The sequence below is a fragment of the Cellulomonas marina genome (genome assembly GCF_900111925.1).
In the GTDB taxonomy this organism is placed as follows: Bacteria; Actinomycetota; Actinomycetes; order Actinomycetales; family Cellulomonadaceae; genus Cellulomonas; species Cellulomonas marina.
On sequence record NZ_FOKA01000005.1, the window covers coordinates 80,132 to 101,041 of the forward strand.

A 20,910-nucleotide genomic window follows, 5' to 3' on the forward strand; every position below is an offset into this window, starting at 1 on the left:
CAGCCCGATCCGTTGCGCCACCTGCGGCGGCACCACCTGGACGGGGTGCGGCGAGCACGCCGACGCCGTCATGGCCCAGGTGCCGGCCGAGCAGCGCTGCACCTGCCGCTGACCCGTCGCCGGGCGGGGCACCGCCCGGGCAGCCTCCGGGGCCCGGGCCAGGGGTGGGACGGCCGGTCGCGGTCCGGCAGCTGGCGCTCCGGTGCGGCGTCCTCCTGCCGGACGGCTCTCCTGCGGCGTGTCGCGCGGCGTGTCGCGGAGGCGCCGGCTCTTCGCCGCACCGATCCGCCACCGCACCGGGCGTGGGGGCAGGAGAGACGCGTCCGCGCCCCGAGCGCGAGGGTGAGAGGGGCCGGCCGGCTGGACACGGCATGCCGTGTGAGCGCTAACATGGCAGCGAACGACGAGCACGCCGTGCCGCGACGACGCGATGGAGAGACCGCATGAGCACGTCCACCCCCGACGGCGGCCCGGAAGGCCGCCCCGACGCCGGCACGGTCATCGCCGCGGGCGGCGCCGCCCTCGGGATCGAGCTGGGCTCGACCCGCATCAAGGCCAGCCTGGTCGACCCGGACGGCCGCCCCCTCGCGAGCGGCAGCCACTCCTGGGAGAACCAGTACGTCGACCGGGTGTGGACGTACTCGCTCGACGCGGTGTGGGCCGGCCTGCAGGAGTGCGTGGCGGCCGTGCTCGACGACGCCGAGCGGCAGCACGGCGTGCGCCCGACGACCTTCGCGGCGCTGGGCGTCTCCGCGATGATGCACGGCTACCTGGCCTTCGACGCCGCCGGCGAGCTGCTCGTGCCCTTCCGCACGTGGCGGAACACGAGCACGGGCCGGGCGGCCGCCGAGCTCACCGAGGTCCTCGGCTACAACATCCCGCTGCGCTGGTCCGTGGCGCACCTGTACCAGGCGGTGCTCGACGAGGAGCCGCACGTCGCGGAGGTCGCCTCCATCACGACCCTCGCCGGGTACGTCCACCGCCGCCTGACCGGGCGGCACGTGCTCGGCGTCGGCGACGCGTCGGGCGTGTTCCCGGTCGACCCCGCCACGCGCACGTACGACGCCGCACGGCTGGCGCAGGTCGACGCCCTCGTCTCCGCGCGCCGGCCCGGGCTCACCCTGTCGGCCCTGCTGCCGGAGGTGCTCGTCGCCGGGCAGGAGGCGGGCCGCCTCACGGAGGAGGGCGCGCGGCTGCTCGACCCGACCGGCACGCTCACGGCCGGCGTCCCGCTGTGCCCGCCGGAGGGCGACGCGGGGACCGGCATGGTCGCCACCAACGCCGTGGCCCGCCGGACCGGCAACGTCAGCGTGGGCACGTCGATCTTCGCGATGGCCGTCCTCGAGGAGCCCCTGACGGGCGTGCACCACGAGATCGACCTCGTGACCACGCCCGTGGGCGACCTCGTCGCGATGGTGCACTGCAACAACGGCGCCAGCGAGCTCGGGGCGTGGGCGGAGGTCTTCGGCCAGTTCGCCACGGCCCTCGGGCAGAGCGCGGACCCCGACGCCGTCTTCGGCGCCCTCCTGCGCGCCGCCCTCGACGGCGACGCCGACGGCGGCGGCCTCCTGGCCTACAACTACCTGTCGGGCGAGCCCGTCACGGGCCTGGACGAGGGTCGCCCGCTCGTCGTCCGCACCCCCGACAGCCGCCTCACGCTCGCGAACTTCGCGCGGACGCAGGTCTACAGCGCCTTCGGCACGCTCGCGCTGGGCATGCAGGTGCTGGCCGACGAGGGCGTCGAGCTCGACGCGATGTACGCGCACGGCGGCATGTTCCGCACGGCCGGCGTCGCGCAGCGCCTGCTGGCGGCCGCCATCGGCACGCCGGTCGCCGTCGGCAGCGCCGCGGGGGAGGGCGGGCCGTGGGGCATCGCCGTGCTCGCGGCCTTCCTCGCCTCCGGCGCCGACGACCTGCCGACGTTCCTGCGCAACCGGGTGTTCGTCGACGGCGCGTCCGACGTCGTCGAGCCGGACCCGGCGGACGTGGCCGGCTTCGCGACGTTCCTCGACCGCTACCGCGCCGGCCTCGCCGTCGAGCGCGCCGCCACCCAGGCGCTGTGACCGGCGCCCGGATCCCAGTCCCAGTCCCCGACGAGACGAGGATGACCGACGTGACCACCGCCGTGAGCACCACGGAGAGCACGACCGCGACGACAGGCGTCGTCAGCACCGACCCCGCCACCTGGGACGAGGCCTTCCGCGCGGAGGTGACCCGCGTCCGCGAGGTCGTCGCCCGCCTGCACGCCGAGCTGCCCCGGTGGGAGCTCGTCGTCTGGACCGCCGGCAACGTCAGCCAGCGCATCCGGCACGCGTCGGGCGACCTGCTGGTGATCAAGCCCTCGGGCGTGACCTACGACGAGCTGACGCCGGAGGCCATGGTCGTCTGCGACCTCACCGGCGCGCTCGTCGAGGGTGACCGCAGCCCCTCGTCGGACACCGCCGCGCACGCGTACACCTACGCCCACATGCCCGAGGTCGGAGGCGTCGTGCACACGCACTCCACCTACGCCACGGCGTGGGCCGCGCGTGCGGAGCCCATCCCGTGCGTGCTGACGATGATGGCCGACGAGTTCGGCGGCGACATCCCCGTCGGCCCCTTCGCCCTCATCGGCGACGACTCCATCGGCCAGGGCATCGTCGCCACGCTCGGCGGCGGCCGCTCACGGGCGGTGCTCATGCGCAACCACGGGCCGTTCACCATCGGACGCGACGCGAAGGACGCCGTCAAGGCGGCGGTCATGGTCGAGGAGGTGGCCCGCACGGTGCACATCTCGCGCCAGCTCGGCGAGCCGACGCGCATCCCGGCCGAGCAGGTCGACTCCCTGTACGAGCGCTACCAGTACGTCTACGGCCAGGGCGGCGCGGTCCGCGCGCCGCTGACGGTCGTGGCCGACGACGTCACCCCCAGCAGCAGCACCAGCAGCAGCACCAGCAGCACCGACACCACGGAGGACGCACGATGAGCAAGGCCTACGCCGACCGGGAGATCTGGTTCCTCACCGGCAGCCAGGACCTCTACGGCGAGGAGACCCTCCGCCAGGTCGCCGAGCAGTCGGGCGAGGTGGCGCGCCTGCTCGACGAGGCCGGCGCCGTCCCCGCGCGCATCGTGTGGAAGCCGGTCCTCAAGGACAGCGACTCCATCCGCCGCGCGGTGCTGGAGGCCAACGCCGACGACGCCGTCCTCGGCGTCATCACCTGGATGCACACCTTCTCCCCGGCGAAGATGTGGATCACGGGCATGGACGCCCTGCGCAAGCCGCTGCTGCACCTGCACACGCAGGCCAACGTCGAGCTGCCGTGGGACACCATCGACTTCGACTTCATGAACCTCAACCAGGCCGCCCACGGCGACCGGGAGTACGGCTACATCCTGTCCCGCCTCGGCGTCTCGCGGACGACCGTCGTCGGGCACGCGTCGAACCCTGCGGTCCAGCAGCGCGTCGGCACCTGGGTGCGCGCGGCGGCCGGCGTCGCGGCGACGCGCTCCCTGCGGCTGGCCCGGTTCGGCGACAACATGCGCTACGTCGCGGTGACCGAGGGCGACAAGACGGAGGCGGAGATCCGCTTCGGCGTGCAGGTCAACACCTGGGGCGTGAACGAGCTCGTGGCGGCCGTCGAGGCCGTGGACGACGCGGCGGTCGACGCCCTCGTCGCGGAGTACGAGGAGCTCTACGACGTCGTGCCCGAGCTGCGGGCGGGCGGCGAGCGGCACGAGTCGCTGCGCTACGCGGCGCGGCAGGAGCTCGCGCTCGAGGGCTTCCTCACCTCCGTCGGGGCGAAGGCCTTCACGACGACGTTCGAGGACCTCGGCGACCTGCGCCAGCTCCCCGGCCTGGCCGTCCAGCGGCTCATGGCCAAGGGCTACGGCTTCGGCGCCGAGGGCGACTGGAAGACGGCGGTGCTGGTCCGGGCCGCGAAGGTCATGGGCGAGGGCCTGCCCGGCGGCGCGTCCCTCATGGAGGACTACACGTACGACCTCACGCCGGGGCAGGAGCTCATCCTCGGCGCCCACATGCTCGAGGTCTGCCCCACGTTGACCACCGCGAAGCCGCGGGTGGAGATCCACCCGCTCGGCATCGGCGGCAAGGAGGACCCGGTCCGCATGGTGTTCGACGCGGACGCCGGCCCCGGCGTCGTCGTCGCGCTGTCCGACATGCGCGACCGCTTCCGCCTCACGGCCAACGTCGTCGACGTCGTCCCGCCGACGGCCGAGCTGCCGCACCTGCCCGTGGCCCGTGCGGTGTGGAAGCCCCGCCCGGACTTCCCGACGAGCGCCGAGTGCTGGCTGACCGCCGGCGGCGCGCACCACACCGCCATGACGACGGCCGTGGGCATCGAGGCGTGGGAGATGTTCGCGGACATCTCCGGCGTCGAGCTCCTCGTCATCGACGAGGCGACGACCCGCCGCGGCTTCCGCGACGCGGTGCGCTGGAACTCGGTCTACCACCGGATCGCCCAGCCCCTCTGACGGGGACGGCGGCGGTCCCGGACCGCCGCCACGCCCCCGGCGGACCGCCGCACCGGTCCGCCCCGACGCCGTCCGCCCCTGCCCGGGCGGGCGGCGTCGTCCGTCCGGGCGTGACCGGGCCCACCCGGGCATCGCCCGCGGGGAGGACCCGGGCGGTCCGCACGGGCTATCCCGGGTCCCCGGACCCGTCCGCGTGCCGCCGGTCCGGCATCCTCGATGCTGCCCCCACCCCTGCCCGGCACCACCGGCGGACGGCGACGGGGACCCGGCGCACGGACGCGCCGGCGGAGCGCGCAGGACGCAGGGACGGTGACATGGACAGGATCGGAGAGGTGCGGGCGACCGACGCGTCGTCGGTCGCCCCGTCGACGACGGCCGGGACGTGGGCGGAGCCGACGCCGGACGCGGTCGCCGCGACGGGGTCCGCTGTGGCGGGCACTCCCGTCGCGGTCTCGTCGCCGGCCGCCGCCGCGGCCACGGCGCAGGACGTGCACGACGAGACCGCGCCGAACGCGGTCGAGGTCGCCGTGCAGGCGGCGGCCGCCGCCTACGCGGCGGTGCGGCGCCGACCCGGCATCGACGTGAGCGGCTCCGTCAGCGTGGGCCGGACGGCCGCCACGGTCGGGGTGCACGTGACGACCCACGGCATGGACACCCGCGCGTGGGTGGAGTGGGGTCGCGACGGGGCGTCCGCGCGCGTCGGCGGGGTGGCCGTGCCGGGCAGCGCGAAGGCCGGGAGCCAGGGCGTGCGGCTCAGCGGCTTGCTGCCCGACACCGTCTACAGCTTCCGCGTCGTCGCGAGCTCGCGCAGCGGCGTGGCGTACGGGCCGGTGCAGGCGTTCCGGACCCAGGCCTGAGCCGGCGCCGGCCCTCCCCGCGTCGCGGGCCGGCACGGGTCGGCACGGCCGGCCGTCGGCCTCAGGGGCGCGCCGCGAACCGCTCCAGCAGGTCGGCGTTGCCGGAGACGATGAGCAGGTCGTTCGCGGAGATCCGCGTCTCGGGCGTCGCGTAGACGAAGTCGATGCCCGGGCTCTTCACACCGATGACGGTCACGCCGTAGCGCTCCCGGATCTTCGACTGCGCGATGGTGAAGCCCTGCGTCTCCTGCGGCGGACGCATCTTGACGATCGTGAAGCCGTCCTCCACCTCGATGTAGTCGAGCATGCGCCCGGAGACCAGGTGCGCGACGCGCGCGCCGGCGTCCGCCTCGGGCAGCACCACGTGGTGCGCCCCGATGCGCTGCAGGATGCGCGCGTGCTCGGCGCTGATCGCCTTCGCCCAGATCTGCGGCACCCCGATGTCGACGAGGTTGCCCGTGATGAGCACGCTCGCCTCCAGGTAGGAGCCGACGCCGACGACGGCCGTCGGGAAGTCCCGCGCGCCGAGCTGCTCGAGCGCCTCGGGGTTGGTCGCGTCGGCCTCGACCAGGGGGATGCGACCCGCCCACTGCGCGATGAGCTCCGGCTGCCGCTCGACACCGAGCACGTCGCGGCCCAGGCGCTCCAGCGTGTCGGCGATCGCCGAGCCGAAGCGCCCGAGCCCGATGACGAGGACGCCGGCGTCCTTCGAGGAGTCGGGCGCGCGTCGCGTGGTGCGCGGCTTCAGCGGGTCGTTGTCAACCAATGATCGGCCTCTCCTCGGGGTAGCGGATCACGCGGCGGCGGCTGCGCAGGGCGAGGGCGGCCGCGAGGGTCATCGTGCCCGTCCGGCCGACGAACATGAGCGCCGCGAGCACGTACTTCGCCGGGTCCGGCCAGCCGCCGGGCTCCTGCGTCGACAGCCCGCACGTGGCGAACGCGCTGATCACCTCGAACAGCACGATGTCGAGGGTGAACCCCGTCATGGCGAGCAGCAGCAGGGAGGCGACCAGCACGATCGTCGCCGACACGAGCGAGACGGCGATCGCGACCTGCAGCGCCTCGCGGGGGATCCGGCGGCCGTAGGCCTCGACGTCCCGGTCCCCGCGCGCCTCGGCGACGATGGCCAGGAGCATGACGGCCAGCGTCGTGACCTTGATGCCGCCAGCGGTCGAGGCGGACCCGCCGCCGACGAACATGAGGGCGTCCATGAGCAGCCAGGTGCCCTCGTGCATGGCCCCGACGTCGACCGTCGAGAACCCGCCCGATCGCGGCATGACGCCCGCGAAGAGCGAGGCGAGGAACGTGCCGTCGGCGTCCAGCGGCGCGAAGGTGTCGGGGTTGGTCCACTCGAAGGCGGCGACGACGACCGCGCCGAACACCACGAGCACGGCGCTCGTCGTGATCGTCAGCTTCGAGTGCAGCGTCCAGCGCCGCGGCCGGCGCAGCCGCCGCATGACGTCGAGGATGACGGGGAACCCCAGCGAGCCGATGAAGACGCCGATGATGATGGGCATGAGGACCCACCAGTCGGAGCCGTAGGGCACCAGCCCCTCGGCCGTGGGCACGAACCCGGCGTTGTTGAAGGCGGAGACGCCGTAGAAGATCGCGTGCCACGCCGCCTGCCCCACGCCCTCGCCGTCGATGACGAACCGCGGGAAGAGCACGAGCGCGATGGACACCTCGAGCAGCGTCGAGGTGACGATGACGGTCCGCACGAGCGAGCCGACCTCGCCCAGCCGGGTGAACTTCGTCTCCGACGAGACGAGCAGCCGCTGCGTCAGCCCGATACGCCGCGACACGGCCGCCCCGAGCAGGGACGCCAGCGTCATCACCCCGAGCCCGCCGACCTTGATGGCGACGAGGATGACCACGAGCCCGATCCCTGACCAGTACTCGCCCGTCGGCACGACGACGAGCCCGGTCACCGTCGTGGCGGACGTCGCGGTGAACAGCGCGTCGACGAACGACGGGCTCTCACCGCTGACCGTCGCCCACGGGCCCCACAGCCCCAGCGTCACGACGCCGATGACGGCGGCGAACACCGCGATCGCCAGCCGCGCGGGGGAGTGGCGCGCCGCGCGGTCGACGAGGTCGCGCCCGCGCTGGGCCAGGGCGATGCCTCCCGCCGCCATCCGCTCCTCCGCCCTCGTCGTCCGCGGGTCGTGCCGCCCCGCGCCATCCTGCCTGACCGGCCAGGCCCCCGCGTGCGAGCGCGCGGGACCGGTGGACGGTGGCGGTGCGCGGGTGCCACGGTGTGCCCATGCAGCACGGCGGCGGCGACGCGCACCCCGGCCCGCCGGTCCGGGTCGTCTGGTCCGAGGAGATGCTCCGCTACGACTTCGGCCACGGGCACCCCATGACGTCGGAGCGGCTGGAGCTGACGGTCCGCCTCGCGGCCGAGCTGGGCCTGCTCGACGGGCCCGGGGTCGAGCTCGTCGGGGCCGGCCGCGCCAGCGACGCGCAGCTCGAGACCGTGCACGAGGCGGCCTACGTCGCGGCGGTCCACCGCGCCGACGCCGACGGGACCCCCGACGTCCTGCGCGGGCTCGGCACCCAGGACACCCCGGTGTTCGCCGGGATGCACGAGGCGTCGGCGCGGGCCGTGGCCGGGACGGTGGAGTCGGCGGAGGCCGTGTGGACGGGCCGGGCGAGCCACGCCGTCAACGTCACGGGCGGCCTGCACCACGCCATGCCGGGCGGCGCGTCGGGGTTCTGCGTGTACAACGACGTGGCCGTCGGCATCCGCCGGTTGCTGGAGCTCGGCGCGGAACGCGTGGCCTACGTCGACGTCGACGCCCACCACGGTGACGGCGTCCAGGAGGTGTTCTGGGACGACCCGCGGGTCCTCACGGTGTCGCTCCACGAGACGGGCCAGGCGCTGTTCCCCGGCACGGGCCACGCGCGCGAGACCGGCGGCCCGCACGCCGACGGCACAGCCGTCAACGTCGCACTGCCCTCGCGCACGGGGGACGCCGGCTGGCTGCGCGCGTTCGACGCCGTCGTGCCGGCCGTCCTGCGCGAGTTCGACCCCCAGGTGCTGGTCACCCAGCACGGCTGCGACGCGCACCGCCTCGACCCGCTGACCAGCCTGCGCATGAGCGTCGAGGGTCTCCTCGCCGCCACGACGCGGCTCCACGACCTCGCCCACGACCTGTGCGGCGGCCGGTGGGTGGCCCTGGGCGGCGGCGGGTACGCCGTCATCGACGCGGTGCCGCGCGTGTGGGCGCACCTCGTCGGGGTCGCGGTGCACCGGCCCGTCGACCCGGCCACCCCGGTGCCGGCGGCGTGGCAGGCGATGGTCGAGGACCGCTTCGGGCGGTCCGGCCCGGCGCGGATGGGCGACGGGACGACCCCCGACCCCGTCCCGTGGTCGCGCGGCTACGACCCCGCCGACGACGTCGACCGGGCCGTCCGTGCCACGCGGGCGGCGGTCTTCCCCGCCTGGGGCCTCGACCCCGAGCTGGACTGAGCGTCGACCGGTCCGTCGACCGGTCCGTCGACCGGTCCGCCGTCCGGTGCGCCGACCGGCAGCAGGCGCCCGGGGGCGCGGTGCCTGCGGGGCGCGTCACCTTCCCGCCGAGGTCGCGGCCCCACTACTGTGTCCGCCGTACCCCGGCCGCGGGTGTGCGGGATGCCGGCAGCGCCGGCCGGGACGAGGATGACGCCATGGACGACAGGGGCACCGCCGGGCCGGACGCCGGCCTCGGTGGCGACGGGGCCGCTCCCGGGACGGGTCCCCGCACCCGCTTCCTCACCGTCCAGGAGGTCGCCGCGACGATGCGCGTCTCCAAGATGACCGTGTACCGCCTGCTGCACGCCGGGGACATGCCCGGCGTCCGCGTCGGGCGCTCGTTCCGGGTGCCCCAGGACGCGCTCGAGCGGTTCCTGGCCACGTCGCCGGCGACGTCGGTGCGCGCCGACGGCGGGCTCGACGCGGGCCTCGACGGCGGCACCGCGGCGGGCCGCCTGTCCTCCTAGAGGTGGTAGTCTCGCCCCTCGGACTTTCCCGGGCGTGGGCACGTGCCAGTTCCGCCGACAGCACCGCGTCGAGAGACCACCACGCCAGACAAGCTGGGCGGATCGTCGCACCGCGGCCGCCCCCCGGACTCGAGTGAGGTTCCATGGGCTCCGTCATCAAGAAGCGCCGCAAGCGGATGGCCAAGAAGAAGCACCGCAAGCTGCTGCGCAAGACGCGCCACCAGCGCCGCAACAAGAAGTGAGCCTGCGACGGGCCCGGCCTCCGGCCGGGCCCGTCGTCTTCTTCCCGGTGCCGGACGCCGTGGCGGCGAGGCCGCGGTCCCACGGGCCAGGGAGGGTCCATACAACGATGTAACGGACCCGCTAGCATCGCCGTGCGCGTCGGTGCCGTCGCGCGCGGCGCGCGTGCGCCGCTCGGGGGACGGGGGTGGCGATGCCTGCACGACGAGCCGGCGGGGCGACGATGAGCGACGTCGCCGAGCGGGCGGGCGTGTCCATCAAGACCGTCTCGAACGTCATCAACGGCTACCCCTACATCCGCGCGGAGACCCGCGAGCGCGTGGAGACCGCCATCGGGGCCCTCGGCTACCAGGTCAACCTCACGGCCCGGAACCTCCGCCAGGGCCGGACCGGGATGATCGGGCTCGCCGTGCCCGAGCTGAGCCTGCCGTACTTCGCCGAGCTCGCCGACTCGGTGATCCAGGCCGCCGAGCGCGTGGGCCTCACCGTCCTCATCGAGCAGACGGGCGCCGTGCGCGAGCGCGAGCTCGCGGTGCTCGCCGGCAGCCGCCGCGCCATGACGGACGGCCTGCTGTTCTCGCCGCTGGCCATCCTGCGCGACGACCTCGAGCCCCTGCTCGGCGCGCACCCCGTCGTCCTGCTCGGGGAGCGCATCTTCGACGCCTCGGCGGACCACGTGACGATGGCCAACGTCGAGGCGGCCGAGGCGGCCACCGCGCACCTGCTCGGGCGGGGTCGTCGTCGCGTCGCCGCCGTCGGGGCCCACTCCGGCGAGGTCGTGGGGTCCGCCGCGCTGCGGCTGCAGGGCTGGGAGCGGGCCGTGCGCGCGGCGGGCCTCGAGCCGGACCCCGCGCTCGTCGCCGAGGCCGGTCTCTGGCACCGCGCGACGGGGGCCGACGCGATGCGGCGGCTGCTCGACGAGGGCGTCGAGGTCGACGGGGTCTTCGCCATGAACGACGCCCTCGCCCTCGGCGTCCTGCACGTCCTGCACGAGCGGCGCATCCGGGTGCCGGAGGACGTGGCGGTCATCGGGTTCGACGACATCGACGAGTCGGCCTACGTCGCGCCGACGCTGTCCACCATCGCCCCCGGCCGCGAGCAGATCGCGCGCACCGCGGTCGACCTGCTGGCGCAGCGCATCGAGCACGGGCCCGCGGCGGGACCGTTCCGCCGCGTCGTCGCCGACTTCACGGTCGTCGAGCGCGAGTCGTCGGCGCCCCACCCCGGCTGAGGGCGGGGGTCCTCGGTGGCGGCCGGGTCACGATCCGGTCACGGCTGACGGTCCCAGCCATTTGGGTGCTGGACTTCTGCCCGGTTTCCTCTATCGTTGTACTACAACGTTGGAGACGGTCGGCGACCACCGGCCCGGACGACGTCTGAGCAGCCCGTCGGCGCAGCCGCCGACCGGGACGGACGGATCGAGGAGGATTCGCATGCGCACCACTCGGCGCACGAGGGGACGGGTCGCCGTGCCGGCGCTCCTGGCGATGAGCCTGCTGGCCGCCTGCGGCAGCGGGGGCGACGGCGGCAGCGCCGGCAGCACGGACGCGGCCGGCGGTGAGGAGGCGTCCTGCACGAACACCATCACCAAGACGGACGCCCAGCAGGTCACGGTGTGGGCGTGGTACCCGGCGTTCGCGGACGTCGTGGACCTGTTCAACGAGACGCACGACGACGTCCAGGTCTGCTGGACGAACGCCGGCCAGGGCAACGACGAGTACACCAAGTTCTCGACGGCGATCGAGGCGGGCTCCGGCGCGCCCGACGTCATCATGCTGGAGTCCGAGGTCATCTCGAGCTTCGCGATCCGCGACGCCCTCGTCGACCTGTCGCAGTACGGCGCGGACGAGGTGGAGGACGACTACACGGCCGGTGCCTGGAAGGACGTCTCCTCCGGGGACGCCGTCTACGGCATCCCGGTCGACGGCGGTCCCATGGGCATGCTCTACCGCCAGGACATCTTCGACCAGTACGGCGTGGCCGTGCCCACGACGTGGGACGAGTTCGCCACGGCGGCGCAGGCGCTGAAGGACGCGGGCTTCGAGGGCTACATCACCGACTTCCCGACGAACGGCCGCGCCTTCAACCAGGCGCTCTTCGCCCAGGCCGGGTCGGCGCCGTGGACCTACGACAACGCGGAGCCGACCGAGGTCGGCATCACGGCGAACGACGAGGGCGCCAAGAAGGTGCTCGAGTACTGGGACGGCCTCATCGAGGACGGCGTCGTCGGCACCGAGGACGCGTTCACCACCGACTACAACACCCACCTCGTCGACGGCACGTACGCCACCTACCTGGCGGCCGCCTGGGGCCCGGGCTACCTGTCCGGCCTGGCCGACGCCGACTCCGACGCCGTCTGGCGCGCGGCCCCGCTGCCGCAGTGGGACGCGTCCTCCCCCGTGCAGGTCAACTGGGGCGGCTCGACCTTCGCGGTGACGTCGCAGTCCGAGATCCCCGAGGCCGCCGCCACGGTCGCCAAGGAGATCTTCGGGACCGAGGAGGCCTGGAAGATCGGCATCGAGAAGGGCGCGCTGTTCCCCCTCTGGAAGCCCATCCTCGAGTCGGACTACTTCCGCGACCTCGAGTACCCGTTCTTCGGCGGGCAGCAGATCAACAAGGACGTGTTCCTCGACGCCGCCGCCGGCTACGAGGGCTTCACCTTCAGCCCGTTCCAGAACTACGCCTACGACCAGCAGACGACGGTGCTGTTCGACATGGTCGAGAACGGCACGAGCGCCGGCGACGCGCTCGACACGCTGCAGGAGACCCTCGTCACCTACGGCAAGGAGCAGGGCTTCACGGTCAGCGAGTGAGCCCGCGCGGCCGGGACCACCACGGTCCCGGCCGCGGCCCCGGCCCCACCCTGACGGACCCGTCCGCCCGGACCGGCGGGGCGGCGGCGCGACGACGCGCCGCCCCGCCGGCCGGGACACCCCTGGAGGACCTGCATGACCACGACCACCGCCGCGCCGGTCCGTCCGGCGCCCGTCCGGGCCACGCGTCGGCGCCGGACGGAGATCGACAGCCGGCGTCAGCGCTGGGGCTGGCTGTTCGTCGGGCCGTTCGCGATCGTCTTCGCGACGTTCCTCATCGCCCCCCTGGGCTACGCGTTCTGGATGAGCCTGCGGCTGAAGACGCTGGCGACGGGGGAGCGCTTCGTCGGCCTCGAGAACTACGTCAAGGCCTTCTCCGACGAGATCTTCCTTCGCGGTCTGCTCCGCGTCGCCGGGTTCGCGGCGGTCATGGTGCCCGTGCAGATCCTCGTGGCGCTCGTCGCGGCCCTCGTGCTCGACACCCTCACCACCCGGCTGTCGAAGTTCAGCCGGCTCATGATCTTCGTGCCCTACGCCGTGCCGGCCGTCATCGGCGCGCTCATGTGGGGTTTCCTCTACAGCCCGCGCTTCGGACCCGCCGCGGACCTCTTCGGGCTCGTCGGGCTGGACGCGCCGAACTTCCTGGCGCCCGGCACGGTGTTCGGCAGCCTCGTCAACATCGTCACGTGGCAGTGGGCGGGCTACTACATGATCGTCATCTACGCGGCCCTGCGGTCGGTCGACCCGTCGATCTACGAGGCCGCCCGCATCGACGGGGCCACGGGCCGGCAGATCGCGCTGCGCATCAAGGTCCCCATGATCTCCAGCTCGATGGTCATGGTCGTCGTGTTCTCGCTCATCGGGACCCTGCAGTTCTTCACGGAGCCGCAGGTGCTGCGGTCCATCGCTCAGGGCGCCATCCCGGTGGACTACACGCCGAACATGTACGCCTACTCCCTGGCGTTCTCCTACAGCCAGTTCAACTACGCCTCGACGATCGCCTTCGCCCTCGGGGTCGTGGTGTTCATCGGCTCGTACCTGTTCCTGTACCTCACGCGCAAGCAGAGCGGACTGAAGTGATGGCCACGACCCTCGCCGACCGCGCCGCCCAGACCGGCCGGGCACCTCGCGCGCTGCGCCCCGACCGCGAGGTGGGCGGCGGCCGCCGCATCGGCTCCCACGTGTTCCTCCTGCTGCTCGTCGTCTACTTCGTGCTGCCGCTGTGGTGGCTGCTCGTCGCCTCCACCAAGTCCAACTCCGGGCTGTTCGTGGGCGACGGCGGTCCGCTGTGGTTCAACAGCGAGTTCAGCCTCCTGGACAACCTGCGCGGGCTCGGCACGCACAACGGCGGCATCTACTGGCGCTGGCTGGGCAACTCGTTCCTCTACGCCTTCGCCGGCGGCATCGGGGCGACCGTCCTGTCGATCCTCGCGGGCTACGGCTTCGCCAAGTACCGCTTCCGCGGGCGGACGTTCGCCTTCGCCCTGCTGCTCGGCTCGGTCATGGTGCCCCTCACCGCGCTCGTGATCCCCACGTTCGTGCTGCTGTCGAAGTTCGACCTCGTCAACACGGTCTGGGCGGTCATCCTCCCGTCGCTGCTGTCCCCGCTGGGCGTCTACCTCATGCGCGTGTACACGCAGGACGCGGTGCCCGACGAGATGCTCGACGCCGCCCGCGTCGACGGCGCCGGCGAGCTGCGCGTGTTCTTCCAGGTGGCGCTGCCCCTGCTGCGGCCGGCCATCGTGACCGTGCTGCTGCTGACCGTCGTGGGCACGTGGAACAACTTCTTCCTGCCGCTGGCGATGCTGCAAGACCCCGACCTGCTGCCCGTGACCGTCGGGCTCAACGGCTGGCAGGCGCTGTCCAACGCCGGCGCCGGCGGCGAGCAGGTCTGGAACCTGATCACCACCGGGGCCTTCGTCTCGATCCTCCCGCTGATCGTCGCCTTCCTGGCGCTGCAGCGGTACTGGCAGGGCGGCCTGTCGCACGGCTCGGTCAAGTGACCGCCCGGGCCCGTACGGCCCGCCCCTCGCCCCACCCGTCCGCGTCACCGTCCCCCCGGGAGTCCCCATGCTGTCCGCGTCCCTGACCGTCGACCCCGCGTTCCGCGTCGGTCCCGTCCGCCGGCGCACGTTCGGCTCGTTCGTCGAGCACCTCGGGCGCTGCGTCTACTCCGGCATCCACGACCCCGGCCACCCGACGGCCGACGCCGACGGGTTCCGGGGGGACGTCGTCGAGCTGACGAAGGAGCTCGGCATCTCCAGCGTCCGCTACCCGGGCGGCAACTTCGTCTCCGGCTACCGGTGGGAGGACGGGATCGGCCCGCGCGACCAGCGGCCGTCCCGCCTCGACCTGGCCTGGCACTCCACGGAGCCGAACCTCGTCGGCGTCGACGAGTTCATGCGCTGGACGGCCCTGTCCGGCACGGAGCCCATGATGGCCGTCAACCTCGGCACCCGCGGGGTGCAGGAGGCGCTCGACCTGCTCGAGTACTGCAACGTCCGCTCGGGCACGTACTGGTCCGACCTGCGCCGGGCGAACGGGGCGCCCCAGCCCTACGACGTGCGCATGTGGTGCCTGGGCAACGAGATGGACGGCCCGTGGCAGATCGGCCACAAGACGGCGCACGAGTACGGGCGGCTGGCGGCCGAGACGGCCCGTGCCATGCGCATGGTCGACCCCGGCCTCGAGCTCGTCGCGTGCGGCTCCTCCTCCAGCGCCATGCCGACGTTCGGCGAGTGGGAGCGCATCGTCCTGGACGAGACGTACGAGCACGTGGACTACATCTCCGCCCACGCGTACTACGCCGAGGAGGACGGCGACCTGGGGTCGTTCCTGGCCTCCGCCGTCGACATGGACCACTTCGTGTCCTCCGTCGCGGCGGCCGCCGACGGCGTGCGTGCCCACAAGAAGCTCGCCAAGCGGATCCACATCTCCTTCGACGAGTGGAACGTCTGGTACCAGAAGCGCGCGGAGTCCCGCCCGCCGACGGGGCACGACTGGCCGGTGGCGCCCGTCCTGCTCGAGGACCGCTACAACGTGGCCGACGCCGTCGTCGTGGGGAACCTCCTCATCTCCCTGCTCCGGAACACCGACCGCGTGCACGCCGCGTCGCTGGCCCAGCTCGTGAACGTCATCGCGCCGATGATGACCGAGCCCGGCGGACGGCTGTGGCGGCAGACGACGTTCCACCCCTTCGCCCAGGCGTCGCAGCTCGCCGTCGGCGAGGTGCTCCAGGTCGCGGTCGAGGCCCCGACCTACGAGACGGCGCGCTTCGGCGACGTCCCGCTGCTCGACGCGGTGGCCACCTGGGACGAGCCGGCCGGCGCCCTGACGGTCTTCGTCGTCAACCGCAGCACCGACGGCGACGTCCGGCTCGACGTCGACCTGCGCGCGCTGCCGGGGCTCCGTCTCGTCGAGGCCACGACGCTGTCGAACCCGGACCACACGTGGGTCGCCTCCCCGGACGACGACGTCAGCGTCGCCCCGCGCCCGAACGCCTCGGTCGCGGTGGCCGACGGGCGCCTCGGCGGCACGCTGCCGCCGGTCTCCTGGTCGGTCCTGCGGCTCGCGGTCTGAGCCCTCCGCCCGTCGGACGTCGGTGGACAGCGCTTCCCCTCGGCTGGGCGCGGGCGTCCGACGAGGGGCGCCGGGGGAGGGACCGATGACGGGCACGACCGGGGTGGCGGCCACGCCGCCCATGGGCTGGAACAGCTGGGACTGCTACGGCACGACCGTGACGGAGGACGAGGTCCTCGCCAACGCCCGGGTCATGGCCGAGCGGCTGCTGCCGGTCGGGTGGGACACGGTCGTCGTGGACATCGCCTGGTACGACCCGACCGCGCGGGCGCACGGCTACAACGAGGGCGCCCCCGTGGTGCTCGACGCGTACGGCCGCCAGCTGCCGGCACCGGGGCGCTTCCCCTCCGCGGCGGGTGGCTGCGGCTTCGGGCCGCTCGCGGACGCGGTGCACGCGCTCGGCCTGCGGTTCGGCGTGCACGTGATGCGGGGTGTCCCGCGGCGGGCGGTCGAGCTCGACCTGCCGGTTCTCGGCACGTCGTGGACCGCGCGGGACGTCGCGGACCCGGACCACGTGTGCCCCTGGAACCCCGACAACCTCGGCCTCGACCACGACCACCCGGGGGCGCAGGCCTGGTACGACGCCCAGGTGGCCCAGCTCGCGGGCTGGGGCGTGGACCTGCTGAAGGTCGACGACATGCTCGCGCCGTACCACGCGCGCGAGATCGAGGCCTACGCGCGGGCGGTGGAGCGCAGCGGGCGCCCGATCGTCCTGTCGCTGTCGCCCGGCACGCACGTGTCGACGCGGCACGTGGAGCACCTGCGGGCGAACGCCCACATGTGGCGCATCTCCGACGACCTGTGGGACCGGTGGGAGGACGTGCACGCGCAGCTCGCGCGGCTGGCGCGCTGGGCGCCCTTCCAGCGGCCGGGCGGCTGGGCCGACGCGGACATGCTGCCGCTGGGCCGGATCGGGCTGCGGGCCGAGCGCGGCGAGCCCCGGGACAGCCGGCTGACCCCGCACGAGCAGCGCACGCTCCTGACGGTCTGGACCATGGCACGCTCGCCGCTCATGGTCGGCGGCGACCTGCCCAGCACGGACCCGGCCACCCTGGACCTGCTCGCCACCCCCGCGATCGGGGAGGTGCTGCGCGGCAGCACGGACGGTGCCGAGCTGGTCCGCGAGCCGCTCGGCACCGGGCCCGACGCCGGAGAGCTCGTCGTGTGGGGAGCGCGCGCCGCGGGGGGCGAGCGCCGGTACGCCGCGCTCGTGTGGACCGGCGAGGCGGCGCGCACGTGCGCCGTGGCCGTCGCCTCGGTGGTGGGGACCGCCGACGTCGGGCGCCCCTGGGGCGCCACCGACCTCTGGGACCCCGCGGGGCCGGTGCCCCTGGGCGACGAGCTCGTCGCCGAGGTGCCGCCGCACGGGGTGCGCTGGTTCGCCCTCGACCCGGCCTGACGCCGGGCCGCCGGCCGGGTCAGCCGGGTCGGCCGGGTCAGCCCTGCAGGGTCCGCCGCACCGCGCGGACGGTCAGCGAGGTGGCCCACACCGCGCCGGCGCCGGCGGCGACCAGCGTGCCGCGACGCCGGGCGGTGCGCCGGCGCCCGCGGAACTCGCGCACCGGCCAGCCCACCTCGGCGGCGTGGCGGCGCAGCCGGCCGTCGGGGTTGATGGCGCAGGGGTTGCCGACGGACCGCAGGATGGCCTCGTCGTTGGCCGAGTCGCCGTAGGCGTGGGAGGCCGCCAGGTCCAGACCCTCGCGCTCGGCCAGCGCGCGGACGGCCTCGGCCTTGGCCTGCCCGTGCAGCAGGTCCCCGACGAGCCGGCCGGTGTAGAAGCCGTCCTCGTGCTCGGCCACGGTCCCCAGGGCACCGGTCACGCCGAGCCGCCGGGCGATGAGCGCCCCGATCTCGATGGGCGTGGCGGTGACGAGCCAGACCTGGTGGCCGGCGGCGAGGTGCTCGTCGAGCAGGCGCTGCGTGCCCTCGTAGATGCGCAGGGAGAGCACCTCGTCGTACACGTCCTCCGCGATGGCGACGACCTCCGCGACGCTGTGCCCGCGCATGATCGACAGCGCGCGCTGGCGCAGCTGGTCGATCTGGTCCTTGTCCTCGCCGAACGCGAGGTACCGGGCCTGCTGGTAGCCGAAGCGCCAGAGGTCGCGCTGGCGGAAGAACCCGCGACGGTACAGACCCACCGCGAGGTGGAAGGCGCTGGCGCCGCGGATGATCGTGTTGTCCACGTCGAAGAAGGCGCCGACCCGGGCCGGCGGGACCGGCTCGGCGACCGCCGCGGCGACCTCCGCGACGGCGCGAGGTCCCCGGTCGGGGGCGACCTCGTCGTCCTGGGGCACGCGGCCACTCTAGCCACGGCACCCGTCCTACCCTGGGCGCGTGGACGGGCAGGACGGGCGCGTGGACGGGCGCGAGGGCGGGCGCGAGGACGGGGTGCCTCGGGTCGTGCTCTACGGGCGGGCCGGCTGCCACCTGTGCGCGGCGGCCCGGGACGTGGTGCGTGAGGTCTGCGCGGCGACGGGGGAGCGGTGGCGGGAGGTCGACGTCGACGACCCGGCGGCGGCGCCGGACGGGCGCGACCTCGTCGCCGAGCTGGGTGAGCTCGTCCCCGTCGTCGAGGTCGACGGCGTCCGGCAGGGGTACTGGCGGATCGACGCGGACCGGCTGCGGCGCGCGCTGGTGCCGCCGCGGGCCTGACGGCGCCCGGGACCGGTCGACGTCCGCGCCGGCGACGACGGCCGGGTGCCGGGACGCGTGGTCCCGGCACCCGGCCGTGGTGGTCGTGAGGCCTGCGCGGCGTCGGCCCGCCGGCCCGACGGGTCAGCCCTGCTGCTGGATGACCGACGCGTCGATGGTGATGACGACCTTGTCCGAGACGAGGACGCCGCCGGCCTCCAGCGCCGCGTTCCAGGTCAGGCCGAAGTCCTTGCGCGAGATGGTGACGTTGGCCTCGAAGCCGGCGCGGGCGTTGCCGAACGGGTCGGTCGCGACGCCGTTGAACTCCGTCTCGAGCTCGACGCGCTGCGTGACGCCGTGGATCGTCAGGTCGCCCTCGATCACGTAGGCGCCACCGGCGGGGCGGACCGCCGTGGAGGTGAAGGTCCACGTCGGGTAGGTCTCGACCTCGAAGAAGTCGGCGGACTTGAGGTGGCCGTCGCGGTTGGCGTCACCCGTGCTGACCGACGCCGGGTCGAGCGTCACCGTGACGGACGAGGAGGACAGGTCCTCGCCCACGACGACGGTGCCCTCGGTGACGGCGACCTTCCCGCGGACCTTGGAGATGCCGGCGTGACGGACGGTGAAGCCGGCCTCCGTGTGCGTCGGGTCGACGGCGTAGGTGCCGGTGACGAGGCCGGCGGGCAGGGCGGTGGGGGTCGTGGTGCTCATGGCGTCCTCCTGGGGCGGGACCGGCGAGGTGGCCGGGGGGTGGGCGGTGCTGACCGCTGGTCGATCGCCCCTCGCCCGGCCCCGTGCTGGACCAGGTCGTTGAACTCTCAACCGGCTGATGGTTTAAAGTTCTACTACAGTGATCTTGTTCCCGCAAGTACGCGTCACCCCACGGGTCGCGCACGTGCTGCGGGACGGCAGGCAGGACCGGACCGGGAGCAACGCCATGACCAGCACCACCACCGCGACGGACGTCCAGTGGCTCTCCGAGGGCCAGCAGGGTGACTGGCGCGCGTTCCGCGACGCCAGCGCACGCCTCATGGGCGCCCTCGGGCACGAGCTCGAGGCGGAGTCGGGGCTGTCGTTGCACGAGTACGAGCTGCTCGTGCGGCTGTCGGAGGCCCCGGGGCGGCAGCTGCGCATGTCGGAGCTGGCCGCCGGCCTGGCGCACTCGCGCAGCCGGCTCACGCACACGGTCCGGCGCATGGAGGACGCGGGGATGGTGGAGCGGCGGGCCTGCGCGTCGGACGCGCGCGGCGTCGAGGCCGTCCTGACGGAGGCGGGCTGGCAGCGGCTCGTCGCCGCGGCACCGGGGCACGTGCGCTCGGTGCGCCGGCACCTCGTCGACGTCCTGACGCCGGAGCAGCTCACCGCGCTCGGGGACGCCATGCGGGCGGTCAACGCGGGGCTGGACGGCGTGGGCTGCCCGTCGGCGGTGCTGACGGGGGAGTGAGCCGGGAGCGGGCCCGGGGCTTCCTCGGGAGCGGCGGGTCGGTGACGCAGGAGTGACGCGGACCCCCTGAGGCGGCCCTGGCCGGGGACGCCGGGCACCCAGGTCGGTCTGTGAGACTGGGGCCATGGTCCCCACCACCGTGCACCTGCTGCGGCACGGCGAGGTGCACAACCCCGCCGGCGTCCTGTACGGGCGGCTCCCCGGCTACCGCCTCTCCGCCCGCGGCGAGGCCATGGCCCGGATGGTCGCCGACCACCTGGCCGGCTCGGGCGACGAGCCCCGGCACGACGTCACGCTCGTCGTCGCGTCCCCGCTGGAGCGCGCGCAGCAGACCGCGGCGCCGCTCGCGGAGGCGTTCGACCTCGAGGTCGCCACGGACGTGCGGCTCATCGAGGCGGAGAACCACTTCCAGGGCCGCACCTTCGGCGTCGGCGACGGCTCGCTGCGGCACCCCGAGCACTGGCCGCACCTGGTCAACCCCTTCCGTCCCTCGTGGGGCGAGCCGTACCGCGAGCAGGCGGACCGCATGCTGTCGGCCGTCGACAGCGCACGCGTGCGTGCCCGCGGGCACGAGGCGGTGCTCGTCAGCCACCAGCTGCCCGTCTGGATGGCCCGGTGCGCGGCCGAGGGTCGCCGGCTCTGGCACGACCCCCGGCGCCGGCAGTGCTCCCTGGCTTCCCTCACCTCGTTCCGGTTCGAGGACGACGTGCTCGTCGGCATCCGGTACAGCGAGCCGGCGGCGTCCCTGCTGCCCGGCGCGGCCACCGTGAGCGGCGCATGAGGTCGGCACGCATCGCCACGTCGTCGGGTGCAGGTTCGGGCGCACGGTCGGGCGCACGGTCGGGCGCACGGTCGGGCGCACGGTCGGGCGCACGGTCGGGCGCACGGTCCCGGC

Annotated in this window: 19 protein-coding genes and 1 pseudogene; 16 read left to right on the plus strand and 4 right to left on the minus strand. The window is 74.1% G+C overall.

Going from position 1 to position 20,910, the window contains the following annotated elements:
* Positions 1-443: 443 nt before the first annotated feature.
* The 4 genes from BM048_RS06895 (at position 444) to BM048_RS06910 (ending at position 5,327) form a co-directional block, all read left to right on the plus strand.
* Positions 444-2,063: a xylulokinase gene (locus BM048_RS06895; protein WP_090031772.1), complete on the plus strand. Its 1,620-nt coding sequence runs from the start codon at positions 444-446 to the stop codon at positions 2,061-2,063.
* A gap of 41 nt (positions 2,064-2,104) precedes the next feature.
* Entirely contained in the window at positions 2,105-2,965 is an 861-nt protein-coding gene (locus tag BM048_RS06900) for an L-ribulose-5-phosphate 4-epimerase (RefSeq protein ID WP_090031774.1), read from the plus strand.
* Positions 2,962-4,470 (plus strand): L-arabinose isomerase, encoded by a 1,509-nt coding sequence (gene araA, locus BM048_RS06905; RefSeq protein ID WP_090031775.1) that lies wholly within the window; start codon positions 2,962-2,964, stop codon positions 4,468-4,470. The genes BM048_RS06900 and araA overlap by 4 nt, the downstream gene beginning before the upstream one ends.
* A gap of 314 nt (positions 4,471-4,784) precedes the next feature.
* Positions 4,785-5,327 (plus strand): hypothetical protein, encoded by a 543-nt coding sequence (locus BM048_RS06910; protein WP_139224354.1) that lies wholly within the window; start codon positions 4,785-4,787, stop codon positions 5,325-5,327.
* Between the two features lie 61 nt (positions 5,328-5,388).
* Here BM048_RS06910 and BM048_RS06915 read toward each other — a convergent pair whose 3' ends face one another.
* Together BM048_RS06915 and BM048_RS06920 are read right to left on the minus strand one after the other, a co-directional pair.
* A complete protein-coding gene (locus BM048_RS06915; protein WP_090031778.1) occupies positions 5,389-6,093 on the minus strand; it encodes a potassium channel family protein in 705 nt (234 codons plus the stop codon).
* Complete coding sequence (locus BM048_RS06920; RefSeq protein WP_090031780.1) at positions 6,086-7,462, minus strand: TrkH family potassium uptake protein; 1,377 nt, start codon at positions 7,460-7,462, stop codon at positions 6,086-6,088. The genes BM048_RS06915 and BM048_RS06920 overlap by 8 nt, the downstream gene beginning before the upstream one ends.
* Before the next feature lie 128 nt (positions 7,463-7,590).
* Here BM048_RS06920 and BM048_RS06925 point away from each other — a divergent pair, with 128 nt between their 5' ends.
* From BM048_RS06925 to BM048_RS06965, 9 genes and pseudogenes are all read left to right on the plus strand, one after another.
* Entirely contained in the window at positions 7,591-8,799 is a 1,209-nt protein-coding gene (locus BM048_RS06925; RefSeq protein ID WP_090031781.1) for an acetoin utilization protein AcuC, read from the plus strand.
* A gap of 275 nt (positions 8,800-9,074) precedes the next feature.
* Positions 9,075-9,308, plus strand: a pseudogene (locus BM048_RS18705) (helix-turn-helix domain-containing protein); the annotation flags it as partial.
* 143 nt (positions 9,309-9,451) lie between these two features.
* Positions 9,452-9,550, plus strand: coding sequence for a 30S ribosomal protein bS22 (locus BM048_RS06935; RefSeq protein ID WP_003792170.1), 99 nt, complete (start codon positions 9,452-9,454; stop codon positions 9,548-9,550).
* Positions 9,551-9,771: 221 nt separating this feature from the next.
* Positions 9,772-10,779: a LacI family DNA-binding transcriptional regulator gene (locus BM048_RS06940; RefSeq protein WP_090031785.1), complete on the plus strand. Its 1,008-nt coding sequence runs from the start codon at positions 9,772-9,774 to the stop codon at positions 10,777-10,779.
* Positions 10,780-10,981: 202 nt separating this feature from the next.
* The gene (locus BM048_RS06945; protein ID WP_239079057.1) at positions 10,982-12,361 is read left to right on the plus strand and encodes an ABC transporter substrate-binding protein; all 1,380 of its coding nucleotides are present in this window, start codon (positions 10,982-10,984) and stop codon (positions 12,359-12,361) included.
* Positions 12,362-12,496: 135 nt separating this feature from the next.
* Positions 12,497-13,441, plus strand: coding sequence for a carbohydrate ABC transporter permease (locus BM048_RS06950; protein ID WP_090031786.1), 945 nt, complete (start codon positions 12,497-12,499; stop codon positions 13,439-13,441).
* Positions 13,441-14,364 carry a carbohydrate ABC transporter permease gene (locus BM048_RS06955; RefSeq protein WP_090031788.1) on the plus strand — a complete coding sequence of 308 codons (924 nt, stop codon included), beginning with the start codon at positions 13,441-13,443 and terminating at the stop codon, positions 14,362-14,364. The genes BM048_RS06950 and BM048_RS06955 overlap by 1 nt, the downstream gene beginning before the upstream one ends.
* A gap of 67 nt (positions 14,365-14,431) precedes the next feature.
* The gene (gene arfA / locus BM048_RS06960; RefSeq protein ID WP_090031789.1) at positions 14,432-15,940 is read left to right on the plus strand and encodes an arabinosylfuranosidase ArfA; all 1,509 of its coding nucleotides are present in this window, start codon (positions 14,432-14,434) and stop codon (positions 15,938-15,940) included.
* An 85-nt stretch (positions 15,941-16,025) separates the two neighbouring features.
* Positions 16,026-17,339 carry a glycoside hydrolase family 27 protein gene (locus BM048_RS06965; protein ID WP_239078967.1) on the plus strand — a complete coding sequence of 438 codons (1,314 nt, stop codon included), beginning with the start codon at positions 16,026-16,028 and terminating at the stop codon, positions 17,337-17,339.
* 37 nt (positions 17,340-17,376) lie between these two features.
* Here the strand turns inward: BM048_RS06965 and BM048_RS06970 are convergent, their stop codons facing one another.
* Positions 17,377-18,234, minus strand: coding sequence for an HAD family hydrolase (locus BM048_RS06970; protein ID WP_090031791.1), 858 nt, complete (start codon positions 18,232-18,234; stop codon positions 17,377-17,379).
* A 40-nt stretch (positions 18,235-18,274) separates the two neighbouring features.
* Between BM048_RS06970 and BM048_RS06975 the strand changes: the two genes are divergently transcribed.
* Complete coding sequence (locus BM048_RS06975) at positions 18,275-18,592, plus strand: glutaredoxin family protein (protein WP_308439542.1); 318 nt, start codon at positions 18,275-18,277, stop codon at positions 18,590-18,592.
* Between the two features lie 123 nt (positions 18,593-18,715).
* Here the strand turns inward: BM048_RS06975 and BM048_RS06980 are convergent, their stop codons facing one another.
* On the minus strand, positions 18,716-19,282 hold the full coding sequence (locus BM048_RS06980) for a YceI family protein (protein WP_090031793.1): 567 nt from the start codon (positions 19,280-19,282) through the stop codon (positions 18,716-18,718).
* 226 nt (positions 19,283-19,508) lie between these two features.
* Between BM048_RS06980 and BM048_RS06985 the strand changes: the two genes are divergently transcribed.
* Positions 19,509-20,015: a MarR family winged helix-turn-helix transcriptional regulator gene (locus tag BM048_RS06985; protein WP_090032098.1), complete on the plus strand. Its 507-nt coding sequence runs from the start codon at positions 19,509-19,511 to the stop codon at positions 20,013-20,015.
* 124 nt (positions 20,016-20,139) lie between these two features.
* A complete protein-coding gene (locus BM048_RS06990) occupies positions 20,140-20,796 on the plus strand; it encodes a histidine phosphatase family protein (RefSeq protein WP_090031795.1) in 657 nt (218 codons plus the stop codon).
* Positions 20,797-20,910 lie beyond the last annotated feature (114 nt).

Excerpts from the sequence above, each read along its gene's own strand:
- BM048_RS06895 (WP_090031772.1), top strand. The coding sequence starts at position 444 with ATGAGCACGTCCACCCCCGACGGCGGCCCGGAAGGCCGCCCCGACGCC.
- BM048_RS06900 (WP_090031774.1), top strand. The coding sequence starts at position 2,105 with ATGACCGACGTGACCACCGCCGTGAGCACCACGGAGAGCACGACCGCG.
- araA (WP_090031775.1), top strand. The coding sequence starts at position 2,962 with ATGAGCAAGGCCTACGCCGACCGGGAGATCTGGTTCCTCACCGGCAGC.
- BM048_RS06910 (WP_139224354.1), top strand. The coding sequence starts at position 4,785 with ATGGACAGGATCGGAGAGGTGCGGGCGACCGACGCGTCGTCGGTCGCC.
- BM048_RS06920 (WP_090031780.1), bottom strand. The coding sequence starts at position 7,462 with ATGGCGGCGGGAGGCATCGCCCTGGCCCAGCGCGGGCGCGACCTCGTC.
- BM048_RS06925 (WP_090031781.1), top strand. The coding sequence starts at position 7,591 with ATGCAGCACGGCGGCGGCGACGCGCACCCCGGCCCGCCGGTCCGGGTC.
- BM048_RS06935 (WP_003792170.1), top strand. The coding sequence starts at position 9,452 with ATGGGCTCCGTCATCAAGAAGCGCCGCAAGCGGATGGCCAAGAAGAAG.
- BM048_RS06940 (WP_090031785.1), top strand. The coding sequence starts at position 9,772 with ATGAGCGACGTCGCCGAGCGGGCGGGCGTGTCCATCAAGACCGTCTCG.
- BM048_RS06945 (WP_239079057.1), top strand. The coding sequence starts at position 10,982 with ATGCGCACCACTCGGCGCACGAGGGGACGGGTCGCCGTGCCGGCGCTC.
- BM048_RS06950 (WP_090031786.1), top strand. The coding sequence starts at position 12,497 with ATGACCACGACCACCGCCGCGCCGGTCCGTCCGGCGCCCGTCCGGGCC.
- BM048_RS06955 (WP_090031788.1), top strand. The coding sequence starts at position 13,441 with ATGGCCACGACCCTCGCCGACCGCGCCGCCCAGACCGGCCGGGCACCT.
- arfA (WP_090031789.1), top strand. The coding sequence starts at position 14,432 with ATGCTGTCCGCGTCCCTGACCGTCGACCCCGCGTTCCGCGTCGGTCCC.
- BM048_RS06965 (WP_239078967.1), top strand. The coding sequence starts at position 16,026 with ATGACGGGCACGACCGGGGTGGCGGCCACGCCGCCCATGGGCTGGAAC.
- BM048_RS06980 (WP_090031793.1), bottom strand. The coding sequence starts at position 19,282 with ATGAGCACCACGACCCCCACCGCCCTGCCCGCCGGCCTCGTCACCGGC.
- BM048_RS06985 (WP_090032098.1), top strand. The coding sequence starts at position 19,509 with ATGACCAGCACCACCACCGCGACGGACGTCCAGTGGCTCTCCGAGGGC.
- BM048_RS06990 (WP_090031795.1), top strand. The coding sequence starts at position 20,140 with ATGGTCCCCACCACCGTGCACCTGCTGCGGCACGGCGAGGTGCACAAC.